Genomic DNA, 23,634 nt, shown 5'->3' with positions numbered 1-23,634 from the left:
CAGCATACATCAGAGCCACGTACAACACCCAGTGAAGCGGGTTCTAGTTAGGCATGCAAACGCAGGCAATACCAAGGTATGACAGGTTTGCAACCGACACCAGAAGGGTTTTGTCAGCAATGCTTAGCGATAACGACGCGAGGCGTCAATCACCAAGCCTGTGCCCACACTACCAAAGCGATCGCCATCCACCAATTTGGCGTGGGCAAAACGCCCCAACACCGCATGGCGTAAGGATGGAATACCACTCGCGCCACCGGTGAAGAACAGTGTGGTCACTTGGGAAGGCGACACCCCCGCTTGACGCAAAATGGCTTCCACAGTTTGGTCGATTGACTGTACCGCATCTGCAATTGCGGCTTCCAACGTAGCCAATTCAAAATTCAGGCGCAGCTCAGACTCAATCATGTCCAATGCAACATCGGCGTGACCAGTATCACAGGCCTCGATCTTGGCTTGTTCAACAGCAATAGCCAATTGATGCCCTGCGCGCTCTTCCACCAAACGGACCAAACGCTGAAAGCGCGCACGATCTGCCACTTCCGATAATACTTCGCTCAATTCCCGCTTCACTTTGCGGTCATACAGGAAGTTGATGGTGTGCCATGTGGCAAGCTGGTGATAATAACTGGAAGGAACCGGTGCATCCTTATGGGCAAGACGGCCACCCAATCCCAACAGCGGCATCACTTCCGCCAGACTCAACAGCCGGTCGAAGTCAGTCCCGCCAATGTGAACACCCGCATTACCCAGAATATCGGCCATGCGATCCAACTGGTGATGTCGGTCAGGTGACAGGCGGATCAAAGAAAAGTCAGATGTACCACCGCCAATATCGACGATCAGTGCCAACTCTTCCTTTTCCACTTGCTGCTCATAATCGAATGCAGCGGCAATGGGCTCGAACTGGAAGCCAATATCGCGAAAGCCCGCATCACGGGCAATGCTTTCCAACGTGTCTTGCGCTAACCTGTCAGCTTTAGCGTCATCATCTACAAAGTGGACTGGTCGCCCCAGCACCACTTGTGTCAACGGCTGGCCAGTTGATGCTTCTGCACGTTGTTTCAGGTCATTGAAAAACGTAGCCAGAATTTGTCGAAACGTGAATGGACGGTTGAAGATTTCCGTGGTGGCATCCATCAACGATGTGCCCAATACGCTCTTCAACGAGCGCAGCAAACGGCCTTCGCTACCAGATAAATAACCTTGAATGGCCGCACGGCCAGTGTAGACCGACTCTTCTTCGAAATCGTAAAACAGTGCGGAGGGAATGGTGGATTTGTCCGCTTCCAGCGGCAGCAGCGTGGGCTGGTCATTTACCATGCACCCTGCTGTGGAATTGGATGTGCCGAAGTCGATACCGCAGATTGCCATCATGCCTCCATCCAAAAAAAGGCCGCGCATTCTAACACTCTGTTGTGACAAGTAAAATAAAAAGCCGACGCTTGGTGCATCGGCTTGATATCAAACCAGCTTAAGACAGATTATTTCTTTTTCTCGCCTTTGCCGTCAGCAGCCGTCTTGCTGCCCATGGACTTGCGTTCCTTATCGATCAACTGATCAACCACTGCCAGCATCTGCTGCTCGCCACCTGCATCTTGTATGCTGGTTTTGTACTTGCCATTGATAACCAACGCTGGTACACCATCGATACGGTAGTTCTTGCTGATGGTCTCAGCCTGACGTGCGCCCGATTCAACACCAAATGAGGAGAAAGCCTGGTTGAATTTGGCCTTGTCTATACCCTGCTTGGCGAACCAATCTGCAGCGATCTCAGGGTTACGAACTTCGATCTTTTGTTTCTGTATCGCGTCAAACAACGGCATATGCAGCTTGTCTTGCACACCCAGCGCCTGCATGGTGTGGAACAACTTGGTGTAAGGTTGAATATTGGTCATGCCAGGCCAAGCCACATGCACACGGCGGAACTGGACATCACCAGGCAATTTGGCAACCCAGGCACTCAAAGTCGGGTCCAGATGATAGCAATGCGGGCAGTGATAGGAGAAAAACTCAATCACTTCGATCTTTTCCTTGCTCTGGGTAGGCTGCGCCTGCGGCAGCGAGGAATAAGGTTCCGCAGCCTGGGCGGCACCCACGGCCATCAGGCCAGCAACAGTCACTGCAGCAAAGAGTCGTTTGATCAATTTCATGTCTGATTCCGTGTTGATGGTTATTGGTTGGCACTATCCGCGCGTGCGGTCTTGGCTTCCTGTTTCTGCTTCACAAGGTTCGAATCGATACCATTGCTGGTCAACAACTGGCGCATTTTGTCGACTTCATCCATTGATTTCAACGGACCAATGCGAACACGATGCCAAACACCCTTGTCGGGAATGGTGGTGGTCTGGATGTTCGCCTCCACCCCCATCATGGCCAGCTTGGCTTTCAGATTGTCTGCATCTGCCTCGTTCTGGAATGCGCCAGCTTGTAGGAACTGACCTGGCTTTTCCGCCGCGGGTACTGGTGTGGCCGGCGTCTGCTCTTTTACCGGCTCCGCGGGTTTGGCAGGCGGCGCAACAGCTGGTTCCGCATTTCCTGGCAAAATTTGATAAAAATCGAAACGTTTTGGCTCTGGCGTATCTGGCTGCTTGGTACCTACCCCTGGCTTCAAGGTTTCGGTTTGCGCCGGTTGCCTGGGCTCGTCAGGCTTGGTCATTTTCGGGGGCTCAGTCGGCTTGAGCGCAGGCTGCATGAACGGATTGTTGTGCCGATTCAGGAACAACGCCGCACCCACAGCACCTGCGACCCCTACGAACAGTCCGATCAGCATGCCCTTCCAGACACCGCCACCACCGCCTCCCCCACCAGAGCGGCGGCCGCTCGAGCGGGAAGAGGATTTATAGTCCTTCGTCATGTTGCCTGCTATGCCCCAACGGGCCATCAAAATTCAGAAAATGACCGCAGATTATACCGATAGCTTGCGCATTTTTAACCCACAGTGTGCAGTAAACCGCAAATCATCAGTCTGATCTGTTGTATTTACCCTATTAAATATCCCTCCAACTGCATAAACACATGCTGAACGAAATGACTGGATTGCGTTCAGCTGGCAACATACCGCTACTATTGACGATCGAACTTACGTAACTGCACAGCCTCGGCAATATGTGATGCCCCCAATTGTTCCACCCCTGCCAAGTCAGCGATGGTACGTGCCACCTTCAAGATCCGATGGTATGCCCGGGCAGACAGATTCAACCGTGCTATTGCAGTTTTAAGCAAGGTTTCACCTTGGCCATCCAGCTTGCATAAACGATCGATTTCACGGGTACTCAACTGCGCATTGGGCTTATGCTGGCGGAGCATTTGCAAATCATAGGCATTATTCACACGTTGCCGGATCACCGCAGACGCTTCACCGTCAGCGACACCCAACAGCGCTTCAGGTGGTAAGGTCGGCACTTCCAGCTGCAAATCGATCCGATCCAGCAACGGTCCGGAAATTTTGCCGCGATAACGCGATACCTGATCTGGTGTGCATCGACAACGGCCTTTCGGGTCGCCCAGATAGCCGCATGGACACGGATTCATCGCAGCAATCAATTGAAATTGTGCAGGAAATGCCGCCTGACGAGCAGCTCTTGAAATATGAATGCACCCGGACTCCAAAGGTTCCCGCAACACTTCCAGCACTTTCCGGTCAAATTCCGGCAATTCGTCCAGAAATAACACTCCTCGATGCGCAAGACTGATCTCACCCGGCCTTGGCTGACTGCCTCCGCCGACCAACGCTACACCAGATGCGGAGTGATGAGGCGATCGATAAGGCCGCACCCGCCATTGCGACAGCTTGAACCCACCGCTGCCCAGAGAATGCAAAGCCGCACTTTCCAGCGCCTGTTCAATGGTCATGTCAGGCAAAATACCAGCAAAACGTTGTGCCAGCATGGATTTACCACTACCCGGCGGTCCGACCATGATCAAATTATGGCCACCGGCCGCTGCAATCTCCAGTGCTCGTTTAGCCTGTTGCTGGCCTTTCACATCGGCCATGTCAGGATATTGAGCAACGTTTGACCCCACATCATCACCAGAATGCCGGACCAAAGGCTCAGCACCACTCAAATGGGCACACACTTGCAACAAGCTGCTGGCTGGATAGATACTCGCCCCATCGACCAACGCAGCCTCTGTGGCATTAGCCTCAGGCAGGATAAATGCCCGCCCGCTATTGGCCGCCCGATAGACCATGGCCAGCGCCCCACGAAAAGGCCGAAGCTCCCCAGTCAGTGCCAATTCCCCGGCGAATTCATAGCGTTGTAACTGTTCACCAGGCACTTGTCCGGAAGCCGCCAGAATACCGAGCGCAATCGGCAAATCAAAACGCCCGGATTCCTTGGGAAGATCTGCCGGAGCAAGATTGACGGTGATCCGCTTGGCCGGGAAATCGTAACGGGCGTTCTGTAGCGCAGCGCGTACCCGGTCTTTTGCCTCTTTCACTTCAGCCTCTGGCAGACCAACAATAGTGAAGGACGGCAAACCATTGGCTAAATGAACTTCCACGGTGACCAAAGGCGCATCCATGCCTGTCAGTGAACGACTGTACAACACCGCCAGACTCATGCCACACCCACGTTAACAGTATGGCAGCCAGGTTGCAGACACATGCAAAAACGCATAGGAATTCGCCACCGCATGTTCAGAAACGCATACATTCTTGACGCCCACCCATACCCACCAAGGATAATTGGAGTGTAGGCGATGATCTGCACGGGCGAACCTGCATCACATTGAGTATTTATCATCCCGGCTACTAAGGGCGTGACGACAAAGCTACAGACTGCAATCAAACAATAAACACAACCAACCGCCGTCGTAAGGGGCATTGGATTGCACTACTCGCTTGATACAACCACCGGCACATTATTGACAGGTAGCCTGGGTGGACAATATGAACTCCGAGACAAACTTGGCGAAGGTGGCTTCAGCGAGGTCTATGTTGCTTGGGACGTACAGTTGCATCGCGAAGTGGCTGTCAAACTGCTGAAGACCAGCGGTCCGGACGAAACAGACAAGCTGTTGCGAGAAGCACGGTTGGCAGCACAGCTGCACCACGCAGCATTTGTGAAAATTTTCGCGGTGGCCACGTTGGATGGCGTACCTGCCATTGTCATGGAGCGGGTACCGGGCCAAACCTTGCGTCAGGTGATTGAAGCAGGTGTGCTACCCGCAGCAGCGGCATTGACTATGATCGACCAGATCGCCATCGCCATGACCGAAGCCCATGCTGCTGGTTTGGTTCACGGAGACATCAAACCCTCCAACCTGATGCAGGAACCCAGCGGCACCATCCGCATCCTGGACTTTGGCATTGCCCGCCAGATTGACCCACTACAGACACAAACCAGTTTTACTCAAGTTCCACTAGGTACCCCAGCCTATATGGCACCCGAACAACTGCTGGGACAACGTGCCAATGCAGGTTGTGACATCTTTGCACTGGGTATGGTGTTATATGAGCTAATATGCGGCCACCGGCCATTTGCAGAGCTGAATGGTTTCGCCCTGGCCTCCGCCCGAATTTATACTGACAGTGCCAATTGGCCCCTACCAAATGATTTACCCGCAGGTCTGATCAGTTTGATACGGGCAATGACAGCCCAAGACCCCGCAACACGCCTCTCTACCATGGCAGCGGTGCGACAACACATTGCACTGGTCCTGCAACCCGGTTCTCATGTAGAACTTGAAACCCCAACAGTCAAAACTGGTCGAACCCTTCCACACTGGCTGACACACCTGCTCTGGGCGACACCATTGGCAATCGGCATCGCCATAGTAATTGCCGTCTGGCCTCAGCACCTGTCAAATCAGCCGACCACCGCCTTACCTGCACCACCAATGACAACGGCCGATCACCTGTCGATGGGCGAGGCAGCCATGAACCGGTTTGATCGTGACGGTGCGCTGGATGAAGCCATTGGTCATTTCAAGGCCGTTTTGACAAACTCCCCCAATCATGCAGCCGCCGCCGCTTGGCTGGCACTTGCTTATGTACTGCGTTATGTCGGCGATGGGCAGGATGAAGTCTGGTTGAAACAAGCAGCGATCAGCGCACAGCTCGCCATGCGTAGTGATGACCAACTGGCGCTGGCCCACGTTGCCCATGCCAGGGTACTGAGCCTTCAAGGCCAACCCGATGTGGCCTTGCAAGTACTGGGCAGAGCCCTATCCCTTGATCCTGCCAATCAGCAGGCATTGGACGCCAAGGCCAATCTGCTGATTGAAATGGAGCGCCATACCGAGGCAGAAGCCACACTTGAACATGCCATGCAGACCTACCCCAAGGAAAGAGTATTTCTCGATATTCTGGGGACACTACGCTATCGACAAGCCAACTACGCAGCTGCTGAGCTTGCATTTCGGCGCAGCATTGCTTTGCAGCCGGATGCCGTTTATGCCTATGCCAACCTCAATGCAGCACTGGTCCGGCAGAATCGACTGGATGAAGCCTTGCGAATTCTGCAACAAGGCCTGCAAATCCGCCCTAGTGGCAGGCTTTACAGCAATCTGGGTACTGCATTGTTTGCCAAAGGTGATTACCTGGGCGCGGCCACAGCATTTGAACATGCCGTATCAGGTAACAAAGGAAGCCCGAACAACTATTTGAAATGGGCTAATCTTGGGGATGCGCTACGATGGGTACCTGGTCGGGAGGGCGATTCGAAAAAGGCGTATCAGCGTGCCAGCCAGCTCATCGCCCCCTTGCTGCAACGTTCGCCCAATGAGGTGACTTTGATATCTCGTGCAGCCTTGTATGACGCAAGACTTGGGCAAGCGAAGCAAGCTCGGCAACGTATCGACAAAGCACTGGCCAACGCCCCGCGCAATGCCGATGTACATTTCCGTGCAGCATTGGCCTATGAATTACTGGGACTACGGACAACAGCCTTGCAAACACTCCACCAGGCACGAGCACTTGGGTACCCGGATTCGCTGATTGAAGCGGAACCGGATTTCATCGCGCTACGTCGTGACAGCGCATATCAACGTATGTTAACCGAGAGAACACCATGACCCCAGAAACCAGGCCCGCTTTGTTTTCCGTTACATTTGACATCAACCAGAACACGCAGAACCTTGTCTGGCACGTTGAATCACCTTCACACCGTGACGCTTTTCATACCAGGGGGCGCGCTGCTGGCACCCTGAAGCTGATCCAGGATGAGTTGATCAAGCTTCAAGTCACTGCCGGCAGCTTTCAATATTGCGTGGTGAATGGCAAGCCTGTCGAAATTGAAAGCTTTGATTTCGAGATCACCCAATGTGCCTTCATCGCACGTCCATCCGGCCCCTACCGCGACAACGATGGTGACCGGATTTCCGAAACCCCTTCCCTGATTGCGAACAGTGGTTCCATCACCATGCTCGATACTCAGAATACGAGCTGGGCAACCAGCAGCGATTGGTCTGGTGAGCGTGATCGTTATCTAAGAATCACGAGAACATATCAAAAGCAGTTGCCTATTGTGGAAAAAAACGGGTTCTGGGAGCTCTCATTTTTGATCAACGTCAACATCACCCGTCACATCAAAAATGGGCCCCCACTTGGCCCAGAGTGCCGCGTATTCAGCTTTGACCCGGAAAGCGAGGTAGGTAGCGGCACCCATCGCTGATGGGTCGACAGTTCAGCCCAGCAAGCCCTGCAGCTTCAGCTGCCTGCGCAGGGCTTCCCTTGGGGTTTTCAGTTGCGCCGCACATTGGTCGATATCCCCATCCGCCGCCAACAGGGCCGCACGCAATTCTTCCAGGCCTATCGCATCCGGCTGACGAATCAGTTTGTTGGATTCGATCAAAGCATACAAAGACGGCCTGGAGATTCCCAGTAACACTGCAGCAGCCCGAATACGCCAGCCCGACCGGTCAAGTGCCGCGACGACTTGCGCATCCGTCAGGGTAGACGGTGCTTGCCGGGTAGGAGCAGCTTGCACTGGCATTGGTACGGGGGTTGGAGTCAATGCAAGTTGCACCGGATACCATCGATCAGCATCACCTGCCAGATCATGCAACCTTGGCCATTCGCCACGTTGACAAGTCAATACGGCATTCTGTAGCACATGTGCCAGCTGCCTTACGTTACCTGGCCAATCGTAACAACACAGTTCGGTGATGAAACTGATTGGCAATTTGGCTGAAGCGCCGGTTTTGATTTGCCATTGCGCCAACAGGTGGTGAATCAATACCCCCATATCTTCCCGCCTTGCCCGCAACGGCGGAATATGAATCACCAACGCTTCCAGCCTTCGCAACAAAGGCTGGTTGAATGAGTCCGGCCCGAGTCGCCTGTCCGTGGCAGCGATCAGGCGAGCCCGGCTGACTTCATTCCTGGTAGCGCCTAACGGCCGATACTCGCTGGTTTCCAGCACCCGCAACAGCATCGGTTGCACTGTACTGGGGGTATCGCCAATCTCATCCAGAAACAACGTGCCTTCGCCTGCTTCCGCAAACAAACCTGGTCGCTGAGACTGGGCGCCGGTATATGCCCCTTTGGTGACACCGAATAGATCTGCTGCTGCCAGCGATTCACTCAACGTGGCCATATTAACACTGACCATCGGTTTGTCCCGACGACGACTCAAGCGATGGATAGCACGTGCCGCCACCTCCTTACCGGAACCCGTTTCGCCCAGCAACAACACTGGCAGATCAGTACCAGCAGCCTGTGCTACCAACTCCCGAACCCGGGTCATGGCACTACCGACGCCAATCAGTTCAGTTGCCAGCCCGCGCCTGGGTAGTGTCATGACACGATGCAGACACAACAGCACCACGCCCCCCAACCCCAATACCACACCACGTTCAAGATGATCAGGCGTCAGCTCGGTAGGTCCCGAGATGGCAACCCCATCCAGTTCGATCAGCATGCGACTATCTGGTGGCAAAACCTGCAGTGCGCCAGTTACGGTGAACATCAACATGGTCGGCGCACGACTGACGCCCTGATGCCCAAGTGGTAGCGCCGTCATTTGATCAACCGGTAAAAACAGCGGGGCAAAACGATTGAGGGTAATCGGCCCATGACCCGCTGACGCAACCCACTGCGCACCGATCATTGCCGGATCTGTATGCCACAAAACGGTCATGCCCAGCACAAAGCCCAGGCTGTTACCCAAATTCAGCACTGGGGAAGTCAACGTACTGTCGTTGTCGTGTTCGATCACAGTGGCGTACTTTCGTCTGACAGGGAGTTTACAAACCACGTGTAAAAAATGGGCGTCGACATGTCAATTTGACACGTCAAGCACCGGAAAACCGCCATTTTCAACGATTTTCCCCTGGCATGGAACTTGATATAGGAAGAGCAAAGCGCAAAGCCCGATGCTCGGCCGATAACAGCAGGGCAATCCAGGGCGGGACAAGCCCATATCAACGGAATGCTTTTCCACCAGGCAGCCAATCGACTCAGCCGAACTGGTGAACAGGTTCCAAACCGACAGAGGAAGCAATCATGGGAAATTACATCCTGTTATGCCATGGTGATCGGCATGATGAAGACAAATTCACGCCACCCAATCATAGCGAGGTTGTGTATTGGGGCGAACCAGGTTGCCTGTTGCCCGTCAGCGCCGCCATCAACGCCCTGCATGCCATTCGACTGAACCCACGTGATATCGAATCGATCAGCCGCATTTTCACAGGACTGGCGACGTTATCGGGAAAAGGCCTGGCCAAATCCCATGACGATGGCCCCAATTTGCACCTGGCTGGCGACGATAGACTGCCTTGCGTACTCATCAATCTACAGACCCGGTGCTACGCCCGCTTGAGAAGCGACTGGCAAGTGGATTTACGTGAACTGATGAGTGAGCTGAATGAAAGCATGCTGCACCTGCTGTGTTGTGAAGACGCTGATGACACTTTGGACTGGAATGCACTGGAACGACTGGATGGTCTGACAATCAGCGACCCCGATTCCGTTTTGCATTAACCGAACCTTACGCCGGGGCAACGCGATTTGACCCGGTTACGCATTTCTCTGGAGCCCATTATGTCGTCGATCATCGAAAACATGAAACTCGTTTTCGTTCAACACGTTGTTTGCATCAATCGTGGCAGTTTGGTAACGAGTTTCCGTATACAGCAGCCCTACAATGCACAACAACCAGAGGCCGGCACCTCTGGCAACATCCTGTATAGTCAGTTTCGCGCCATAGATCTGGAAACCTTGCAATTTGGCGAGCAACCACTGGAAATCAGCGACTGGATTCGCCCCATTGTCAGCGCCGTATGGGGTTCAGAGCAAGCCGGGCCACCCGTGCGTTACGCACCCAACGGCATGACGGCAGTCTTTGAAATCACCGGCACACCGTTGAATTTTCGCGTAGACCTGCAAACCATTCTGGAACCGAATCAGAATGTAAACAGCACCCACATTGGTGGCTTGAGAGCCGGTTCCCCTTCTCGACGCACCATTTGCCCATTGCCTGTCTCATCAACCATGTAATAGGTTGGGCCGCCTCGTGGCGTGACTTTGATCATGTATAACTTACCGTTGAGACGATATTCCGAAATGACCTCATCAGCCTTCTTGATAATTGTGACCTGTGGCTCAGCCTGTACGGTGTCGTCCTTCGCCGATTTTTCCGGCATGGGGGGTGGGGGCGGAATCTTGCTATCCTGAGCCGGAGGCGCGGCCCAGGTACTGTTGGCCAATATGGCCAACACGGCCACTGCAAATGCGCGTTTCATTGATTTTCCTAATGCGGTAACACAGGTTAGAGGCTGAACTGCATCTCGCGTTCCGTCGGAGACATCTCGAAACCGCGGGTCTCATAGAACTTGAAGATGGCATCGATCACCGCTTTCGGCTCATCGATTACCTGAATCAAATCCAGATCGACTGGATTGATCATGCCCTCGCCAGCCAGCCTTGCCTTGAACCATTCGATCAAGCCACCCCAGAAGGCACTGCCAACCAGAATGATGGGCATCTTGCGCGATTTTCCGGTCTGGATCAGTGTCAATGCCTCGGTCAGCTCATCCAGCGTACCAAAGCCACCCGGCATCACCACATAAGCGGTTGCATTCTTGACGAACATGACCTTACGTGCAAAAAAGTGACGGAAGGTCTGGGACACATCCTGATATGGATTGGCGTGCTGTTCATGCGGCAATTGGATGTTCAGGCCGACAGAAGGACTTTTGCCATAATAGGCGCCTTTGTTGGCTGCCTCCATGATGCCAGGGCCACCACCGGATATCACCGAGAAGCCCGCATCGGACAGCAAACGTGCGATTTCTTCGGTGAGCTTGTAATATGGGTGGTCTCGCGGGGTGCGGGCACTGCCGAAGATGCTGACGGCAGGTTGAATCGCCTGCAGGCGCTCGGTCGCCTCAACAAATTCGGCCATGATTTCAAATACACGCCACGATTCCCGCGCCCGGTAACTTTGCGCAAGCACACCCGGATCTTCGATTTTGGGTAATTTCTCGGTCAGGCTCATAACTATTCTTCTTCTATGAAAACGCTACTGCTGATAGACGGCTCATCGTATTTGTATCGCGCATTTCACGCCATACAAAATTTACGCAACTCGGCCGGTGAGCCCACAAACGCCTTATATGGTGTGGTGAACATGCTGCGCAAACTGCAGCGGGAGGTACAAGCCGATTATAGCGCCTGCGTTTTCGACGCAAAAGGAAAGACCTTCCGCGATGATTGGTATCCCGAATATAAAGCCAATCGCCCGCCCATGCCGGATGATCTGCGTAGCCAGATCGAACCGGTCCACGCTGCCGTCAAAGCCTTGGGTTTCAACCTGCTGATGATCGATGGCGTGGAAGCCGACGATGTCATCGGCACCTTGTCTGAACAAGCCTGGAAAAATGGCATCAAAACCATCGTATCTACCGGCGACAAGGACATGGCCCAGTTGGTGAACGAACATGTCACCCTGGTCAACACCATGACGGAAGAGACGCTGGACGTTGAGGGTGTGAACAACAAATTCGGCGTCACACCGGAACGGATTGTCGATTATCTGACCCTGATTGGCGATACAGTCGATAACGTACCGGGCGTGCCCAAAGTGGGCCCAAAGACTGCCGTCAAGTGGCTGGCAGAATATGGTTCGCTCGACAACATCATCACCCATGCTGACAAGATTGGCGGCGTTGTCGGTCAGAACCTGCGCGATACTTTGGACTGGCTACCAATGGGCCGCAAACTGGTCACCATCAAGTGCGATGTTGAATTACCAATGGGCCCTGAGGATTTAGCCTGGCGTGAACGGGACAATGCAGTCTTGCTGGATCTGTTCACCCGTTACGAATTCAAGACCTGGTTACGTGAACTGAAAGCAACCGCGACTAACACCACTGCCCCCGCTCCAACGCCCAGCAGCACTGTACCGGAACAAACCGACTTTGCATTTGATGCACCGGCAGAACGGCATTACGACACCGTGCTGACCGAAGCCCAATTGGATGCTTGGTTGGCCAAGCTGGAAACAGCTACCCTGACCTGCATCGATACGGAAACTACCAGTCTGGAGCCGATGCTGGCCAAAGTGGTAGGCATCAGCCTATCCATCAGCCCGAACGAAGGAGCTTACATCCCGGTCGCTCATCGCGCGCCGGGTGTGGCACAACAACTCTCTTGCGAGCTGGTTCTGGCCAAAATGAAGTCCTGGCTGGAAAACCCGGAGAAGAAAAAGCTCGGGCAGAACCTGAAATATGATCAGCATGTGTTGGCCAATCACGGCATCACCCTACGTGGTATCGAGCATGACACGCTGCTGCAGTCCTATGTGCTGGAAAGCCATAAGACGCACAATATGGATGACTTGGCCATGCGCCATCTGGGCGTGAAAACCATCACCTATGAAGAGGTATGTGGGAAAGGCGCAAAACAGATTGGCTTCGACGAAGTCGATCTCGACACGGCCACCCGTTACAGCGCGGAAGATGCTGATATCACCCTGCAATTGCATCAGGCGCTGTACCCACAGTTGGACGACAAGATTCGCTTCATCTACGAAAAAATCGAGATGCCAGTGCGTGAAGTGCTGTTCAAGATTGAGCGCAACGGGGTGTTGATTGACAACAAAAAGCTGGCACAACAAAGCCACGAACTGGGTCAAGCCATTTTAAACCTGGAAGCCAAAGCGCACGAGGCAGCAGGCCAGCCATTCAATCTGGGCTCGCCCAAACAGATTGGTGAGATTCTGTTCGAGCGTCTGCAATTGCCTGTGGTCAAGAAAACCCCTAAAGGCGCGCCCTCTACCGATGAAGACGTGTTGGAGAAGCTGGCAGAAGATTACCCGCTGCCCAAGTTGATTCTGCAACACCGGAGCTTGTCCAAGCTGAAATCAACTTACACTGACAAGCTACCGTTGATGATCAATCAGCAGACTGGCCGTGTGCATACCAACTATGCCCAGGCGGTGGCCGTGACAGGTCGACTGGCCAGTAACGACCCCAATCTGCAGAACATTCCGGTGCGTACGGCTGAAGGCCGTCGGGTTCGCGAAGCATTCGTGGCTTCACCCGGTCATCACCTGATTTCGGCTGACTATTCGCAGATTGAATTGCGCATCATGGCACACCTGTCTGGTGACGAAAATCTGCTGGCTGCCTTTGCCCATGGCGAGGATATTCACCGTGCCACAGCGGCGGAAGTATTCGGCCTTAGTCTGCAGGAAGTCACCAGCGAACAACGCCGTTACGCCAAGGCCATCAACTTTGGCCTGATTTATGGCATGTCGGCCTTTGGCTTGGCTGCGCAACTGGAAATCGAACGCAGCGCGGCGCAGATGTATATCGACCGTTACTTTGCCCGCTATCCAGGCGTGAAAGCCTACATGGATCGCACCCGTGAAACTGCCAAGCAGCAAGGCTATGTGGAAACCGTGTTCGGACGCCGCCTGTGGCTACCGGACATCTATGCATCCCAAGCCATGCGCCGCCAAGGGGCAGAACGGGCCGCAATCAATGCACCCATGCAGGGCACTGCAGCAGATCTGATCAAGTTGGCGATGATTGCGGTGCAGGATTGGATTGAGGCTGACAAGCTGGCTACCCGTATCATCATGCAGGTACACGATGAACTGGTGTTGGAAGTGCCAGATCAGGAACTGGAACTAGTCAAACAGCGGTTACCGGAACTGATGGCTGGTGTAGCCGACCTGAAAGTACCGCTGGTGGCAGAAGCTGGCGTAGGTCAAAGCTGGGAAGAGGCACACTGATCTGGCGACATCAGGCCGCAGTGGCAGGCCACCCCTGCCCTGCGGCCTTTTTCTTAGCATCTGTTCAATGTCTTACTGCGTGACCATGATCGGGGCGCATGTACTGCTCAACATTCTCATGTATCACACATACACTACAGTTTCTGCGCTACGCTTCACATCGCTAGTGCGCACTCATCACAGGCCTTGAACAGGTTCTTACTCAATCTGCCAATTTTCTGGAAAACGGGTTCTCGGGAAAATCGCCTGGGCTTCCGCCAACATTTCTGGCCATTCGTTCTTGGGGTACCGATTGGACAAGTGGAACAGCACCAGTTCACCGATATCCGCTTTTGCCGCCAATTTGGCTGACCACGTGGTCGTCATGTGGAAATTGCGCTTCGCCAGCTCTGCATCAATATGCCGATACTGACTTTCACACACCACCCATTTGCAGTCTTTCAAAAACGGTACCAACCGATCAATCGCTGCGTCATCCAACAGGAAGTCTGTCAGATAAGCAATCGCGTCACCCGGCACGGTCTGCAGTAAATCCTGTCGCAATACATCCAGTGAATGCGACTGGCCTGCAATCATCACCTCGCCAGTCTGGGTCATATCCTTGAGGGTTTTCAGCCACACCCCGGAAGGCAGGCCCAATGCAGCCATTTTGGTGGTGTCCACGTTGTAACGCGGCTTTTCACGCACCACATAGGCCATGGTCGGCGCACGATGATCCATCGCGATCGCTTCGACGACGTAGTTACCGCCATCCCAACATTGCAAACCGCCTGGGGCGACCAGCTCGGGATAAGCATTGGCATAAGCTTCACTGGTCTCATAACGCCAAGTACGAATGTCGTCCGGATGGATCTCTGACACCCGCCATTGCGAACTCATATGATCCACCCAATTCCACAAAAAGCCCTGGAAACGATGTTGCAGAACTGCCGCCGCACCGGGCGGGCCCCAGATGCGATTGGACTTGTTGGTGCGATTGAAAACACACCGGAAAAAATTATCGAATCCGCTCACATGATCCATATGAAGGTGCGAGAAGAACAATTGATCAATGGCCTGAATCTCGCCGTAGGACAAGCCTTCCAAGCAGCGATCCCCACAATCGAACAGCAAACGGTCCATGCCCTGCCCGCTATCCACATACACCAATAGCGCATTATCGGTCTCGGGCATGCCGAGAATTTGAAAACGAATACCCACCTTGTACCTTTCACTGGGCTGCATCGACATCCAAGCATGCAACTCTTAAACTGTTCGGTCACCATTACCGAATTGGCCAGCGACTACGATGCCGACATTGCATTCCCAATCTGCCGACACTTTGCTCCTCACCGTCGATTTTGATAACAACGATCATGCACGCGACTTTCTGGCACTGCTAGACCACTATGCACACGACCCAATGGGTGGGGGCGATGGCCTGTCACTGTATGCCAAGGCACATCTTGTGGAACGGTTGCGTACAAGAACCGACTTTGTAGGCATTCTGGCATATCGACATGGCTGTGCCGTCGGGCTCATCAATCTGATTGAAGGATTCTCGACGTTTGCGGCACGCCCTTTGTTGAATGTTCACGATGTCGTAGTACACGAATCCTGTCGTGGTCAAGGTATTGCACAACAACTACTGGAAGCTGCTGAGCAAGTGGCACAGACACGGGGTTGCTGCAAGTTGACACTAGAGGTACTGGAGGGCAATCACGGTGCCCGTCTGCTATACCAGCGTGCAGGATTTGAACCCTATGGTCTGGACCCGGCCATGGGCCAAGCCCTGTTCTTTGAGAAAAAACTCAATAGCGAGGCACCTCAGGCAGGGTAGTCTGCAGCCCACATCCGCCGCTGAATAATGGCAGCCTTGCGCAACAGTTTCCGATCGCTACGGTTCTTGTCGTAGTATCGTGGATTGGGAACCATGGCCGCCAGCTTGGCAGCCTGCCCCGCCCCCAGCTTGCTGGCATTGGTTTTGAAATAGTGCTGTGCCGCCGCTTCAGCACCAAAGACACCATTTCCCCATTCGATCACGTTCAAGTAAATCTCGAAGATGCGACGCTTGGTCATCATCTGTTCCAACATCAACGTGATCACAGCTTCTTCCGCTTTACGCCATGGGGTTTTCTTGGAAGACAGAAATAGATTCTTGGCCAGCTGCTGGCTGATGGTCGAGCCCCCTGCCACGATCCGGCCTTTTTTAAGGTTCTTTTCCCAAGCAGTCTGAATGCCCTCCCAGTCAAAACCTTCATGATCCAGGAATTTGGCATCCTCACTGGCAACCAGCGCACGCTTCAGGTTGGGTGATATCCGCTCATAATCTACCCACTGGTAACGCAAATCTGCGTCCGGGTCTTCTTCCTGCAACTTGGCACGTTGTTCTTCCATAAAAGCCGATGCCGTTGGATTGTGTTCCACCCACCACCATACATGACCAAACAACCATAGCTGATAAGCCAAAACCACAATCAGCAAGAATAGCAGTATGCGGCCAATCAGCCTCATACCATTTGTTCCCGTAGCATCTGCAGCACTGGTGCCGTTTGTGGACGAACCCCGCGCCAGATCATGAACGCTTCAGCAGCCTGCTCCACCAGCATGCCCAGCCCATCGGCCAGCGTGGCGACCCCTTGACTTTGTGCAAAGTACAAAAACGGTGTCAGCGCCTTGCCATACATCATGTCATAAGCCAGGCTACCCGATGCGAATACGCCCGCTGGCACCGGCGGCAACGCATCACTCAAGCTCGCCGAAGTCCCATTGATGACCACATCAAAAGACTGTCCCGCCAGATCCACATAGCTCCCACCGACCACATCACCATAAGCACTAAACTGCCTCGCCAGCACCGTAGCCTTGTCAATCGTACGATTGGCAATTACCAGTTGAGCCGGCGCTAAAGCCAGCAACGGCAACAATACGCCACGCACGGCTCCACCCGCCCCCAACAACAGCACCCGTTTACCTACCAGGTTGATGCCTAGGTTATCCACAATGTCCCTTGTCAGGCCCACGCCATCAGTATTGTCCCCGACAATTTCACCCTGTTTGAAACTCAATGTATTGACCGCTTCCGCCACTGTGGCGCGCTCACTCAGGCTGGTCGCCAGCCGCCACGCATCCTGTTTGAAAGGTACCGTGACGTTGGCTCCTTTGGCTCCACCAGCAATCAACTCGAATACTGCCGGACTGAAGCCATCCTGTGCTGGTTGCAACCGGTCATATACCAATTGCTGATGACACTGCTTGGCAAAGCAGGCATGAATCAACGGGGATTTGCTGTGGGCAACGGGGTTGCCGATAACAACATAGCGGTCAGACATGGCTCAGGCAATTTATTGGGGTAGCGGGTGGGTGATGATGCCAGATTGCAGACAATTTGAAACGCCCCTTGGCGGGGCGTGATGAAAGATAGCTATTGACTGGAAACAGCTTGCTGCATTCGCTCCAATGCAGACTTGGGTGGCTGAGCCGGTGGCGGGGAATCCGCTTTACCCGAATCAACTGCCGGGGCTTGGCTTGGCACGACCATCAACGGCTTGAGGGCCACTTTTTCCACCTTGACCCCTTTGGGTGCCTGCGCCACGTCACCATATACCCAGGTGCCGTTGTTGTCGCGCCAACGTACCACCTCGTCAGCCTGCGTCGCAGCGGATTCACCGTGCCCCTTAAATGGTTTCAGCTTGGGATCCAGTTGCTGACGAACATTCCCCACATTGAACCAGTAAGCACCACCCGCCAGCACGGCGACAATCATCAATAATCGCCACATAGGGTCAGCTCTGCACCCAAGGCAACTTACGAGCCTTCCAACCACTTACCGTGCCACGGTGTTGGCCCTCGTCCTTGTCGCCCTCAAAGCCTTCCAGCACATTGAAACAATCACTGAAACCATTGGCAGCGGCCAAACGGGCTGCGTGATCCGAACGCCCACCAGTCCGACACAGAAACATGACCACGGCCTCCTGATCCACTTGCTGCTTAAGCTGCGGTAGGAAATCCGGATTGTCAATCATGCCTGGAAAACGCTTCAATTCAATATTGATTGAACCCGGTATCGTACCGACAAAATTCCATTCCGCATGGGAACGCACATCCACCAGGCGGGCGCCAGGCAAGGTCTGCATCAGTTCGTGGGCCTCATCCGGTGTCAATGCGCCGGAATACGGCAGGCCCATCTGTTCAGCGCGGGCTTTGGCCGCCAGCAGAATATTGTTGGTCTTGCTCATGGTGCCTCCTGTGTGTAAGACCGAATTATTGCAAAACGTACTCATCCACGCCAATCCAAGCACCGCACCACAATAGTGCGATTTCATTTTAAACGCACCAAATATGTGCCTGCATATTCAATGGCGGCACCATGCTCCGTTGTGGCACAATAACTTGGCCGATTTTGGGGCATGGCACAGTTCATGCTTTACCTAGCCGTGTCGCGCTGACGCCCTCCTTCTCAATACGGATGGGAACTTGCCCTGGGGGCTGGCGTCGAAATTGCGCTTTGAGACAACTGTACACCACCTACTCGTCAGGAGAACAACATGGCGGTCGCCGACGTATTGAAATTGATTCAGGACAACGAAGTTAAATTCGTCGACCTGCGCTTTACCGACACCCGTGGCAAAGAACAGCACGTTTCCGTGCCGGCCCACGTGGTAAGCGAAGAATGGTTCGAACGCGGCCACGCCTTCGATGGTTCTTCGATTTCAGGTTGGAAAGGCATTCAGGCTTCCGACATGTTGCTGATGCCCGATCCTGCAACGGCCAATATCGATCCGTTCTTTGACGAACCCACTCTGATCCTGAGCTGTGACGTTATCGATCCGGTTGATGGCAAGGGTTATGACCGTTGCCCACGCTCCATCGCCAAGCGCGCTGAAGCTTATCTTAAGGCATCCGGCCTAGGCGACACCGCCTACTTTGGCCCGGAACCTGAATTCTTCATTTTCGACGGCGTGACCTGGGGTACCGACATGAGCGGTTGCCACGTCAAGATCAAATCCGAAGAAGCTGCTTGGTCGTCCGCAGAAGATTTCGAAGGTGGCAACACTGGCCACCGTCCTGGCGTCAAGGGTGGTTACTTCCCAGTTCCACCGGTTGATTCACACCATGACATCCGCGCTGCAATGTGCAATGCGCTGGAAGAAATGGGCGTACCGGTTGAAGTACACCACCACGAAGTGGCAACCGCCGGCCAGAACGAAATCGGCACTAAGTTTTCCACACTGGTACAACGTGCTGACTGGACTCAGATCCTGAAGTACGTGGTACACAACGTTGCCCACGCTTATGGCAAGACAGCAACCTTCATGCCAAAACCAATCGTTGGTGACAACGGTTCCGGTATGCACGTTCACCAGTCAATCTGGAAAGACGGCAAGAACCTGTTCGCAGGCAATGGCTACGCCGGCCTGTCCGAATTCGCGCTGTTCTACATTGGCGGTATCATCAAGCACGCCAAGGCACTGAACGCCATCACCAACCCTGGCACCAACTCGTACAAACGTCTGGTTCCAGGTTACGAAGCACCGGTAATGCTGGCTTACTCTGCAAAGAACCGTTCAGCTTCCATCCGTATTCCGTATGTTGCGTCCGACAAGGCTCGCCGTATTGAAGCGCGTTTCCCAGATCCTTTGGCTAACCCGTACCTGTGCTTCTCTGCACTGATGATGGCGGGCCTGGACGGTGTTCAGAACAAGATCCACCCTGGCGATGCCATGGACAAGAACCTGTACGACTTGCCACCCGAAGAAGACGCACTGGTGCCGAAGGTTTGCCACAGCCTGGAAATGGCGCTGGAAGCCCTGGACAAGGACCGTGAGTTCCTGACCCGTGGCGGCGTGTTCAGCGACGACTGGATCGATTCCTACATCGAACTGAAGATGGAAGAAGTTCAGAAGTTCCGCATGACCACTCACCCGGTCGAATTCGCAATGTACTACTCGTCCTAATTTGGACTGCAGCCGTACAAGAAAGGAGCGGTCCACCGCTCCTTTTTTACGCCCCATAACCAGATATTCCGTTTGCATTACATCAATATCAAATTTAGAATTCAACCCCGTTTCCTGACGATGGCTTGTCCTGAGGGCGGGAATGTACGTAAACTCAAACTGTCTCCTTTTTACCCTCTCCGAGTACCCGTTCACATGAAGCTTTATCAGTGCATGATTGCTTTGCTGGCAATAAGCGCCATTTCCGGCATAGCTCATGCCGAAATCTACAAATATGTCGACGAAAACGGACAGGTCACCTATTCCAATAGCCCGATCAAAGGGGCCAAAAAGCTGGATCTGGGCACTTACAACCAGATTTCAGCACCGCGTAGTAGCCGCGGTAGCGGTAAATCCGGCTCATCCGCACCAATCAATGTCGGACCGTCGGATTTCCCACGTGTGGATGGCGATACCCAGCGGAAACGCGACACTACACGACGAGGTATTCTGGAAGAAGAATTGCGTGGAGAAGAAAAACTACTGGTAGATGCCCGCAAATCAGTTGATGAGTTACAGGTTGCCAAACCCGGCGAAGATGCCACCCGACGTCTCGAAAAACTGGGTAAAGCGCGGGAATCGTTGGCCAACCATGAATCTAACATCAATGCGATTCGCAGAGAGCTGTCAAACATCCGATAATGCACTAAAATAGTGCGTACTGGCCCGGGCGGTGCAATGCCGCCCTGATATGAGGCCCTGTTGCAATGGCCCATCTGGTCTCGGGCCTGGTTGAATTGTTCCAATCAATTGTATTGTCTGGTGAATCAGGCTGTGTGATCTTACCTGGCCTGATATTTGCTTAAACTTCACCCATTATTGGCAACCATGCGCACCATGTCCTTCAACGCCTTTTCTGGCCTGGATTTGCTTGATACTGCGGTCATTGCGCTCGATCATGCGCAATGTATCTGCTATGTGAATCCAGCTGCAGAAAATTTGCTGGATTTCACACTGCGCAATGTCAATGGACAAAGTCTTCACATCGCCTTACCCAAGTTTGGCAGCGTATTACATGACGTAGTCGATTCTGCATTGAACAAAAATGTCAGTATCGCCGAACATGATCTGCGACTCAGCCCTACAACGGGCAGTGAACTGCGAGTGGATTGCACGGTCACCCCCATCGAATCGCCTCACGCGGCATGTCTGCTGGAAATCCGCCCGATCGACCAGCAAATGAAAATTGCAAATGAAGAACGCATTCTGGTTCAGCAGCAAGCCAACAAAGAGCTGATTCGCAACCTTGCACATGAAATCAAGAACCCATTGGGCGGTATCCGTGGTGCAGCTCAACTACTGGAACACGAGCTGGATCGCAAGGAATTGACTGAATATACCCAGGTCATCATTCAGGAGTCAGAACGTCTGCAATCACTGATTGACCGTTTGCTGACACCCCACCGCATTCCACAGGTTGCCGAGGTGAATATCCATGAAGTGCTGGAGCGAGTACGCAGCCTGTTGCTGGCAGAAGTACCGCAAGGACTGACCATACGTCGAGATTACGATACCAGCCTGCCACCGGTGACAGGCGACAAGGAACAGTTGATCCAAGTTGTCTTGAATATTGCACGCAATGCGGTACAAGCCATGCTTGGTAAGGGGGAAATCACCCTCCGGACCAGGGTTTCCCGCCAGGTAACACTGGTACGCAAGCGCTATCGGCTAGCCTTATGTCTACAGATTGTCGACAACGGCCCCGGTATTCCACCACATCTACGTGACAACATATTCTATCCACTGGTATCAGGTCGACCAGATGGCACCGGATTGGGCCTGACCCTTGCACAAAACTACATCCAACAGCATCAGGGCACCATCGATTTTGACAGCCGCCCTGGCTATACCAACTTCACCATCTTGCTACCAATTGGCGCAGAATCGAAGGATAAGACATGAAACCCGTCTGGATTATTGATGACGACCGTTCCATCCGTTGGGTATTTGAGAAAGCACTGGGGCGCGAAAATATCGACTTCCGCAGTTTCTCCTGCGTACACGATGCACTGACATCACTGGAACGTGAATTACCACAAGTGGTCGTCAGCGATATCCGCATGCCTGGTGAATCCGGTCTGGATCTATTGCAAAAGGTAAAGGAAAAACACCCGGATCTGCCCGTGATCATCATGACCGCGCATTCCGATCTGGACAGCGCTGTTGCTGCCTTCCAAGGCGGTGCATTCGAGTACTTGCCCAAACCATTCGATATTGACCATGCCATTGAGCTGGTACGCCGTGCCATCGACGAAAGCATGCGTAAAGGTGGTACCACGGAAGATGTCCAAGGCACACCGGAGATTCTGGGTCAGGCTCCCGCCATGCAAGAGGTTTTCCGGGCCATTGGCCGATTGAGTCAATCGTCCGCGACCGTCATGATCACAGGCGAGTCAGGTTCTGGTAAGGAATTGGTCGCCCGCGCCCTGCACCGCCACAGCCCACGGGCCGACAACCCATTCATTGCCATCAATACCGCAGCCATTCCCAAGGATTTGCTGGAAAGCGAACTGTTTGGCCATGAACGTGGCGCTTTCACTGGTGCACAAGCCCAACGTCGTGGACGCTTTGAGCAGGCCGAGGGCGGCACATTGTTCCTTGATGAAATCGGCGATATGCCTCCTGATCTGCAAACCCGGTTGTTACGTGTACTGTCAGATGGCTTTTATTATCGTGTCGGCGGGCATACACCCATCAAGGCCAATGTCCGAGTGATTGCCGCCACACACCAGAATCTGGAACAGCGGGTCAAGGAAGGGGTATTTCGTGAAGATCTGTTCCACCGCCTTAACGTCATCCGCCTACGTTTGCCCCCGCTTCGCGAACGGCAACAAGACATCCCAATTCTGGCACGCCACTTTCTGCAAAAAAGCGCTCGCGAATTGGGCATGGAACCCAAACGCCTGTCTGACAATGCCATGAAATTCCTGTCGCAGCGCGACTTTCCAGGCAATGTCAGACAACTGGAAAACGTCTGCCACTGGCTGACTGTCATGGCACCTGGCCAAAATGTCGAAGTTGCTGATCTTCCCCCCGAAATTCGCGAAGATCAGTCTGGTGATGAAGCCAGCACCACCAATTGGGTCAGCGCACTGGAGATCGAGGCACGTCAGCGTCTGAGTCGTGGCGAAACCGGCATTATTGATGAATTGACCCGCCAATTTGAAAAAGTCTTGATCTTGACCGCTCTCGCCCATACTGGGGGACGCCGCATCGAAGCTGCCGGCCTCCTTGGCTTGGGTCGGAATACTCTCACACGCAAGATTCAAGAGCTGAGTCTGGACCACAGCGACTGACTTCATCCTGCCATGAAAGTATCATGGCAGGATGGCAAATCTTGTCCAATCTACCCAACATACCGCCAAATCTGGTTTGTGATATTCAGGTACAGACCAGCATCAAATGCACTACTGATTCAACTCGTTAAAAAACATTCAAATCTAGCTGGTTTCAGTCATTTCATTTGGATA

General features: G+C 53.5%; 22 protein-coding genes. 10 read left to right on the top strand and 12 right to left on the bottom strand.

The window, feature by feature from the left end:
* Positions 1–123 precede the first annotated feature (123 nt).
* The 4 genes from FFS57_RS17850 to FFS57_RS17835 all read right to left on the bottom strand — a co-directional run bounded on the left by FFS57_RS17850 (position 124) and on the right by FFS57_RS17835 (position 4,566).
* Positions 124–1,377, bottom strand: a complete 1,254-nt coding sequence (locus tag FFS57_RS17850) for an Hsp70 family protein (protein WP_137939175.1) — start codon at positions 1,375–1,377, stop codon at positions 124–126.
* A 107-nt stretch (positions 1,378–1,484) separates the two neighbouring features.
* Entirely contained in the window at positions 1,485–2,153 is a 669-nt protein-coding gene (locus FFS57_RS17845) for a thiol:disulfide interchange protein DsbA/DsbL (RefSeq protein WP_137939174.1), read from the bottom strand.
* 20 nt (positions 2,154–2,173) lie between these two features.
* Complete coding sequence (locus tag FFS57_RS17840) at positions 2,174–2,857, bottom strand: SPOR domain-containing protein (RefSeq protein WP_137939173.1); 684 nt, start codon at positions 2,855–2,857, stop codon at positions 2,174–2,176.
* A gap of 209 nt (positions 2,858–3,066) precedes the next feature.
* Positions 3,067–4,566 carry a YifB family Mg chelatase-like AAA ATPase gene (locus tag FFS57_RS17835; RefSeq protein WP_137939172.1) on the bottom strand — a complete coding sequence of 500 codons (1,500 nt, stop codon included), beginning with the start codon at positions 4,564–4,566 and terminating at the stop codon, positions 3,067–3,069.
* 267 nt (positions 4,567–4,833) lie between these two features.
* Between FFS57_RS17835 and FFS57_RS17830 the strand changes: the two genes are divergently transcribed.
* A complete protein-coding gene (locus tag FFS57_RS17830) occupies positions 4,834–7,020 on the top strand; it encodes a serine/threonine-protein kinase (protein ID WP_137939171.1) in 2,187 nt (728 codons plus the stop codon).
* On the top strand, positions 7,017–7,619 hold the full coding sequence (locus FFS57_RS17825) for a hypothetical protein (RefSeq protein WP_137939170.1): 603 nt from the start codon (positions 7,017–7,019) through the stop codon (positions 7,617–7,619). Before FFS57_RS17830 ends, FFS57_RS17825 begins: the two co-directional genes overlap by 4 nt.
* 12 nt (positions 7,620–7,631) lie before the next feature.
* On the opposite strand, the gene FFS57_RS17820 is transcribed toward FFS57_RS17825, so the two are convergent.
* Positions 7,632–9,164 (bottom strand): sigma 54-interacting transcriptional regulator, encoded by a 1,533-nt coding sequence (locus tag FFS57_RS17820; RefSeq protein ID WP_137939169.1) that lies wholly within the window; start codon positions 9,162–9,164, stop codon positions 7,632–7,634.
* Between the two features lie 287 nt (positions 9,165–9,451).
* Between FFS57_RS17820 and FFS57_RS17815 the strand changes: the two genes are divergently transcribed.
* Both FFS57_RS17815 and FFS57_RS25280 read left to right on the top strand, forming a co-directional pair.
* Positions 9,452–9,931: a hypothetical protein gene (locus tag FFS57_RS17815; protein WP_137939168.1), complete on the top strand. Its 480-nt coding sequence runs from the start codon at positions 9,452–9,454 to the stop codon at positions 9,929–9,931.
* 60 nt (positions 9,932–9,991) lie between these two features.
* Positions 9,992–10,447 (top strand): hypothetical protein, encoded by a 456-nt coding sequence (locus FFS57_RS25280; protein ID WP_171014040.1) that lies wholly within the window; start codon positions 9,992–9,994, stop codon positions 10,445–10,447.
* Here FFS57_RS25280 and FFS57_RS17810 read toward each other — a convergent pair.
* Both FFS57_RS17810 and FFS57_RS17805 read right to left on the bottom strand, forming a co-directional pair.
* Positions 10,354–10,593, bottom strand: a complete 240-nt coding sequence (locus FFS57_RS17810; RefSeq protein WP_249384057.1) for a DUF2782 domain-containing protein — start codon at positions 10,591–10,593, stop codon at positions 10,354–10,356. The two genes, FFS57_RS25280 and FFS57_RS17810, sit on opposite strands and share 94 nt — an antisense overlap.
* A gap of 125 nt (positions 10,594–10,718) precedes the next feature.
* Positions 10,719–11,447 carry an LOG family protein gene (locus FFS57_RS17805; protein WP_137939166.1) on the bottom strand — a complete coding sequence of 243 codons (729 nt, stop codon included), beginning with the start codon at positions 11,445–11,447 and terminating at the stop codon, positions 10,719–10,721.
* A gap of 15 nt (positions 11,448–11,462) precedes the next feature.
* Here FFS57_RS17805 and polA point away from each other — a divergent pair, with 15 nt between their 5' ends.
* Positions 11,463–14,189: a DNA polymerase I gene (gene polA / locus FFS57_RS17800; RefSeq protein WP_137939165.1), complete on the top strand. Its 2,727-nt coding sequence runs from the start codon at positions 11,463–11,465 to the stop codon at positions 14,187–14,189.
* A gap of 198 nt (positions 14,190–14,387) precedes the next feature.
* Here polA and FFS57_RS17795 read toward each other — a convergent pair whose 3' ends face one another.
* Entirely contained in the window at positions 14,388–15,362 is a 975-nt protein-coding gene (locus FFS57_RS17795) for an MBL fold metallo-hydrolase (RefSeq protein ID WP_249384055.1), read from the bottom strand.
* 115 nt (positions 15,363–15,477) lie between these two features.
* Here FFS57_RS17795 and FFS57_RS17790 point away from each other — a divergent pair, with 115 nt between their 5' ends.
* Positions 15,478–16,008 (top strand): GNAT family N-acetyltransferase, encoded by a 531-nt coding sequence (locus FFS57_RS17790; RefSeq protein ID WP_137939163.1) that lies wholly within the window; start codon positions 15,478–15,480, stop codon positions 16,006–16,008.
* Here the strand turns inward: FFS57_RS17790 and mtgA are convergent.
* From mtgA to FFS57_RS17770, 4 genes are all read right to left on the bottom strand, one after another.
* Positions 15,996–16,682, bottom strand: a complete 687-nt coding sequence (mtgA, locus tag FFS57_RS17785) for a monofunctional biosynthetic peptidoglycan transglycosylase (RefSeq protein ID WP_137939162.1) — start codon at positions 16,680–16,682, stop codon at positions 15,996–15,998. The two genes, FFS57_RS17790 and mtgA, sit on opposite strands and share 13 nt — an antisense overlap.
* A complete protein-coding gene (gene aroE / locus FFS57_RS17780) occupies positions 16,679–17,500 on the bottom strand; it encodes a shikimate dehydrogenase (protein WP_137939161.1) in 822 nt (273 codons plus the stop codon). Before aroE ends, mtgA begins: the two co-directional genes overlap by 4 nt.
* Before the next feature lie 92 nt (positions 17,501–17,592).
* A complete protein-coding gene (locus FFS57_RS17775; protein ID WP_137939160.1) occupies positions 17,593–17,949 on the bottom strand; it encodes a DUF4124 domain-containing protein in 357 nt (118 codons plus the stop codon).
* Between the two features lie 4 nt (positions 17,950–17,953).
* Complete coding sequence (locus FFS57_RS17770; RefSeq protein ID WP_137939159.1) at positions 17,954–18,406, bottom strand: rhodanese-like domain-containing protein; 453 nt, start codon at positions 18,404–18,406, stop codon at positions 17,954–17,956.
* A gap of 309 nt (positions 18,407–18,715) precedes the next feature.
* On the opposite strand from FFS57_RS17770, the gene glnA reads away from it, so the two are divergent.
* From glnA to ntrC, 4 genes are all read left to right on the top strand, one after another.
* Positions 18,716–20,125 carry a glutamate--ammonia ligase gene (gene glnA, locus FFS57_RS17765; protein ID WP_137939158.1) on the top strand — a complete coding sequence of 470 codons (1,410 nt, stop codon included), beginning with the start codon at positions 18,716–18,718 and terminating at the stop codon, positions 20,123–20,125.
* Positions 20,126–20,320: 195 nt separating this feature from the next.
* A complete protein-coding gene (locus tag FFS57_RS17760; protein WP_171014045.1) occupies positions 20,321–20,806 on the top strand; it encodes a DUF4124 domain-containing protein in 486 nt (161 codons plus the stop codon).
* 195 nt (positions 20,807–21,001) lie between these two features.
* Positions 21,002–22,066, top strand: coding sequence for a nitrogen regulation protein NR(II) (gene glnL / locus FFS57_RS17755; RefSeq protein ID WP_137939156.1), 1,065 nt, complete (start codon positions 21,002–21,004; stop codon positions 22,064–22,066).
* Complete coding sequence (gene ntrC / locus FFS57_RS17750) at positions 22,063–23,460, top strand: nitrogen regulation protein NR(I) (protein ID WP_137939155.1); 1,398 nt, start codon at positions 22,063–22,065, stop codon at positions 23,458–23,460. The genes glnL and ntrC overlap by 4 nt, the downstream gene beginning before the upstream one ends.
* The last annotated feature ends 174 nt before the right edge of the window (positions 23,461–23,634 follow it).

The organism is Chitinivorax sp. B (assembly GCF_005503445.1).
GTDB lineage: Bacteria > Pseudomonadota > Gammaproteobacteria > Burkholderiales > SCOH01 > Chitinivorax.
Note: the sequence above shows the minus strand (reverse complement) of the source record. Positions and strands in the feature narration are given on the sequence as shown.

Excerpts from the sequence above, each read along its gene's own strand:
- FFS57_RS17850 (WP_137939175.1), bottom strand. The coding sequence starts at position 1,377 with ATGATGGCAATCTGCGGTATCGACTTCGGCACATCCAATTCCACAGCA.
- FFS57_RS17845 (WP_137939174.1), bottom strand. The coding sequence starts at position 2,153 with ATGAAATTGATCAAACGACTCTTTGCTGCAGTGACTGTTGCTGGCCTG.
- FFS57_RS17840 (WP_137939173.1), bottom strand. The coding sequence starts at position 2,857 with ATGACGAAGGACTATAAATCCTCTTCCCGCTCGAGCGGCCGCCGCTCT.
- FFS57_RS17835 (WP_137939172.1), bottom strand. The coding sequence starts at position 4,566 with ATGAGTCTGGCGGTGTTGTACAGTCGTTCACTGACAGGCATGGATGCG.
- FFS57_RS17825 (WP_137939170.1), top strand. The coding sequence starts at position 7,017 with ATGACCCCAGAAACCAGGCCCGCTTTGTTTTCCGTTACATTTGACATC.
- FFS57_RS17815 (WP_137939168.1), top strand. The coding sequence starts at position 9,452 with ATGGGAAATTACATCCTGTTATGCCATGGTGATCGGCATGATGAAGAC.
- FFS57_RS25280 (WP_171014040.1), top strand. The coding sequence starts at position 9,992 with ATGTCGTCGATCATCGAAAACATGAAACTCGTTTTCGTTCAACACGTT.
- FFS57_RS17810 (WP_249384057.1), bottom strand. The coding sequence starts at position 10,593 with ATGCCGGAAAAATCGGCGAAGGACGACACCGTACAGGCTGAGCCACAG.
- FFS57_RS17805 (WP_137939166.1), bottom strand. The coding sequence starts at position 11,447 with ATGAGCCTGACCGAGAAATTACCCAAAATCGAAGATCCGGGTGTGCTT.
- polA (WP_137939165.1), top strand. The coding sequence starts at position 11,463 with ATGAAAACGCTACTGCTGATAGACGGCTCATCGTATTTGTATCGCGCA.
- FFS57_RS17795 (WP_249384055.1), bottom strand. The coding sequence starts at position 15,362 with ATGCCCGAGACCGATAATGCGCTATTGGTGTATGTGGATAGCGGGCAG.
- FFS57_RS17790 (WP_137939163.1), top strand. The coding sequence starts at position 15,478 with ATGCCGACATTGCATTCCCAATCTGCCGACACTTTGCTCCTCACCGTC.
- mtgA (WP_137939162.1), bottom strand. The coding sequence starts at position 16,682 with ATGAGGCTGATTGGCCGCATACTGCTATTCTTGCTGATTGTGGTTTTG.
- aroE (WP_137939161.1), bottom strand. The coding sequence starts at position 17,500 with ATGTCTGACCGCTATGTTGTTATCGGCAACCCCGTTGCCCACAGCAAA.
- FFS57_RS17775 (WP_137939160.1), bottom strand. The coding sequence starts at position 17,949 with ATGTGGCGATTATTGATGATTGTCGCCGTGCTGGCGGGTGGTGCTTAC.
- FFS57_RS17770 (WP_137939159.1), bottom strand. The coding sequence starts at position 18,406 with ATGAGCAAGACCAACAATATTCTGCTGGCGGCCAAAGCCCGCGCTGAA.
- glnA (WP_137939158.1), top strand. The coding sequence starts at position 18,716 with ATGGCGGTCGCCGACGTATTGAAATTGATTCAGGACAACGAAGTTAAA.
- FFS57_RS17760 (WP_171014045.1), top strand. The coding sequence starts at position 20,321 with ATGAAGCTTTATCAGTGCATGATTGCTTTGCTGGCAATAAGCGCCATT.
- glnL (WP_137939156.1), top strand. The coding sequence starts at position 21,002 with ATGTCCTTCAACGCCTTTTCTGGCCTGGATTTGCTTGATACTGCGGTC.
- ntrC (WP_137939155.1), top strand. The coding sequence starts at position 22,063 with ATGAAACCCGTCTGGATTATTGATGACGACCGTTCCATCCGTTGGGTA.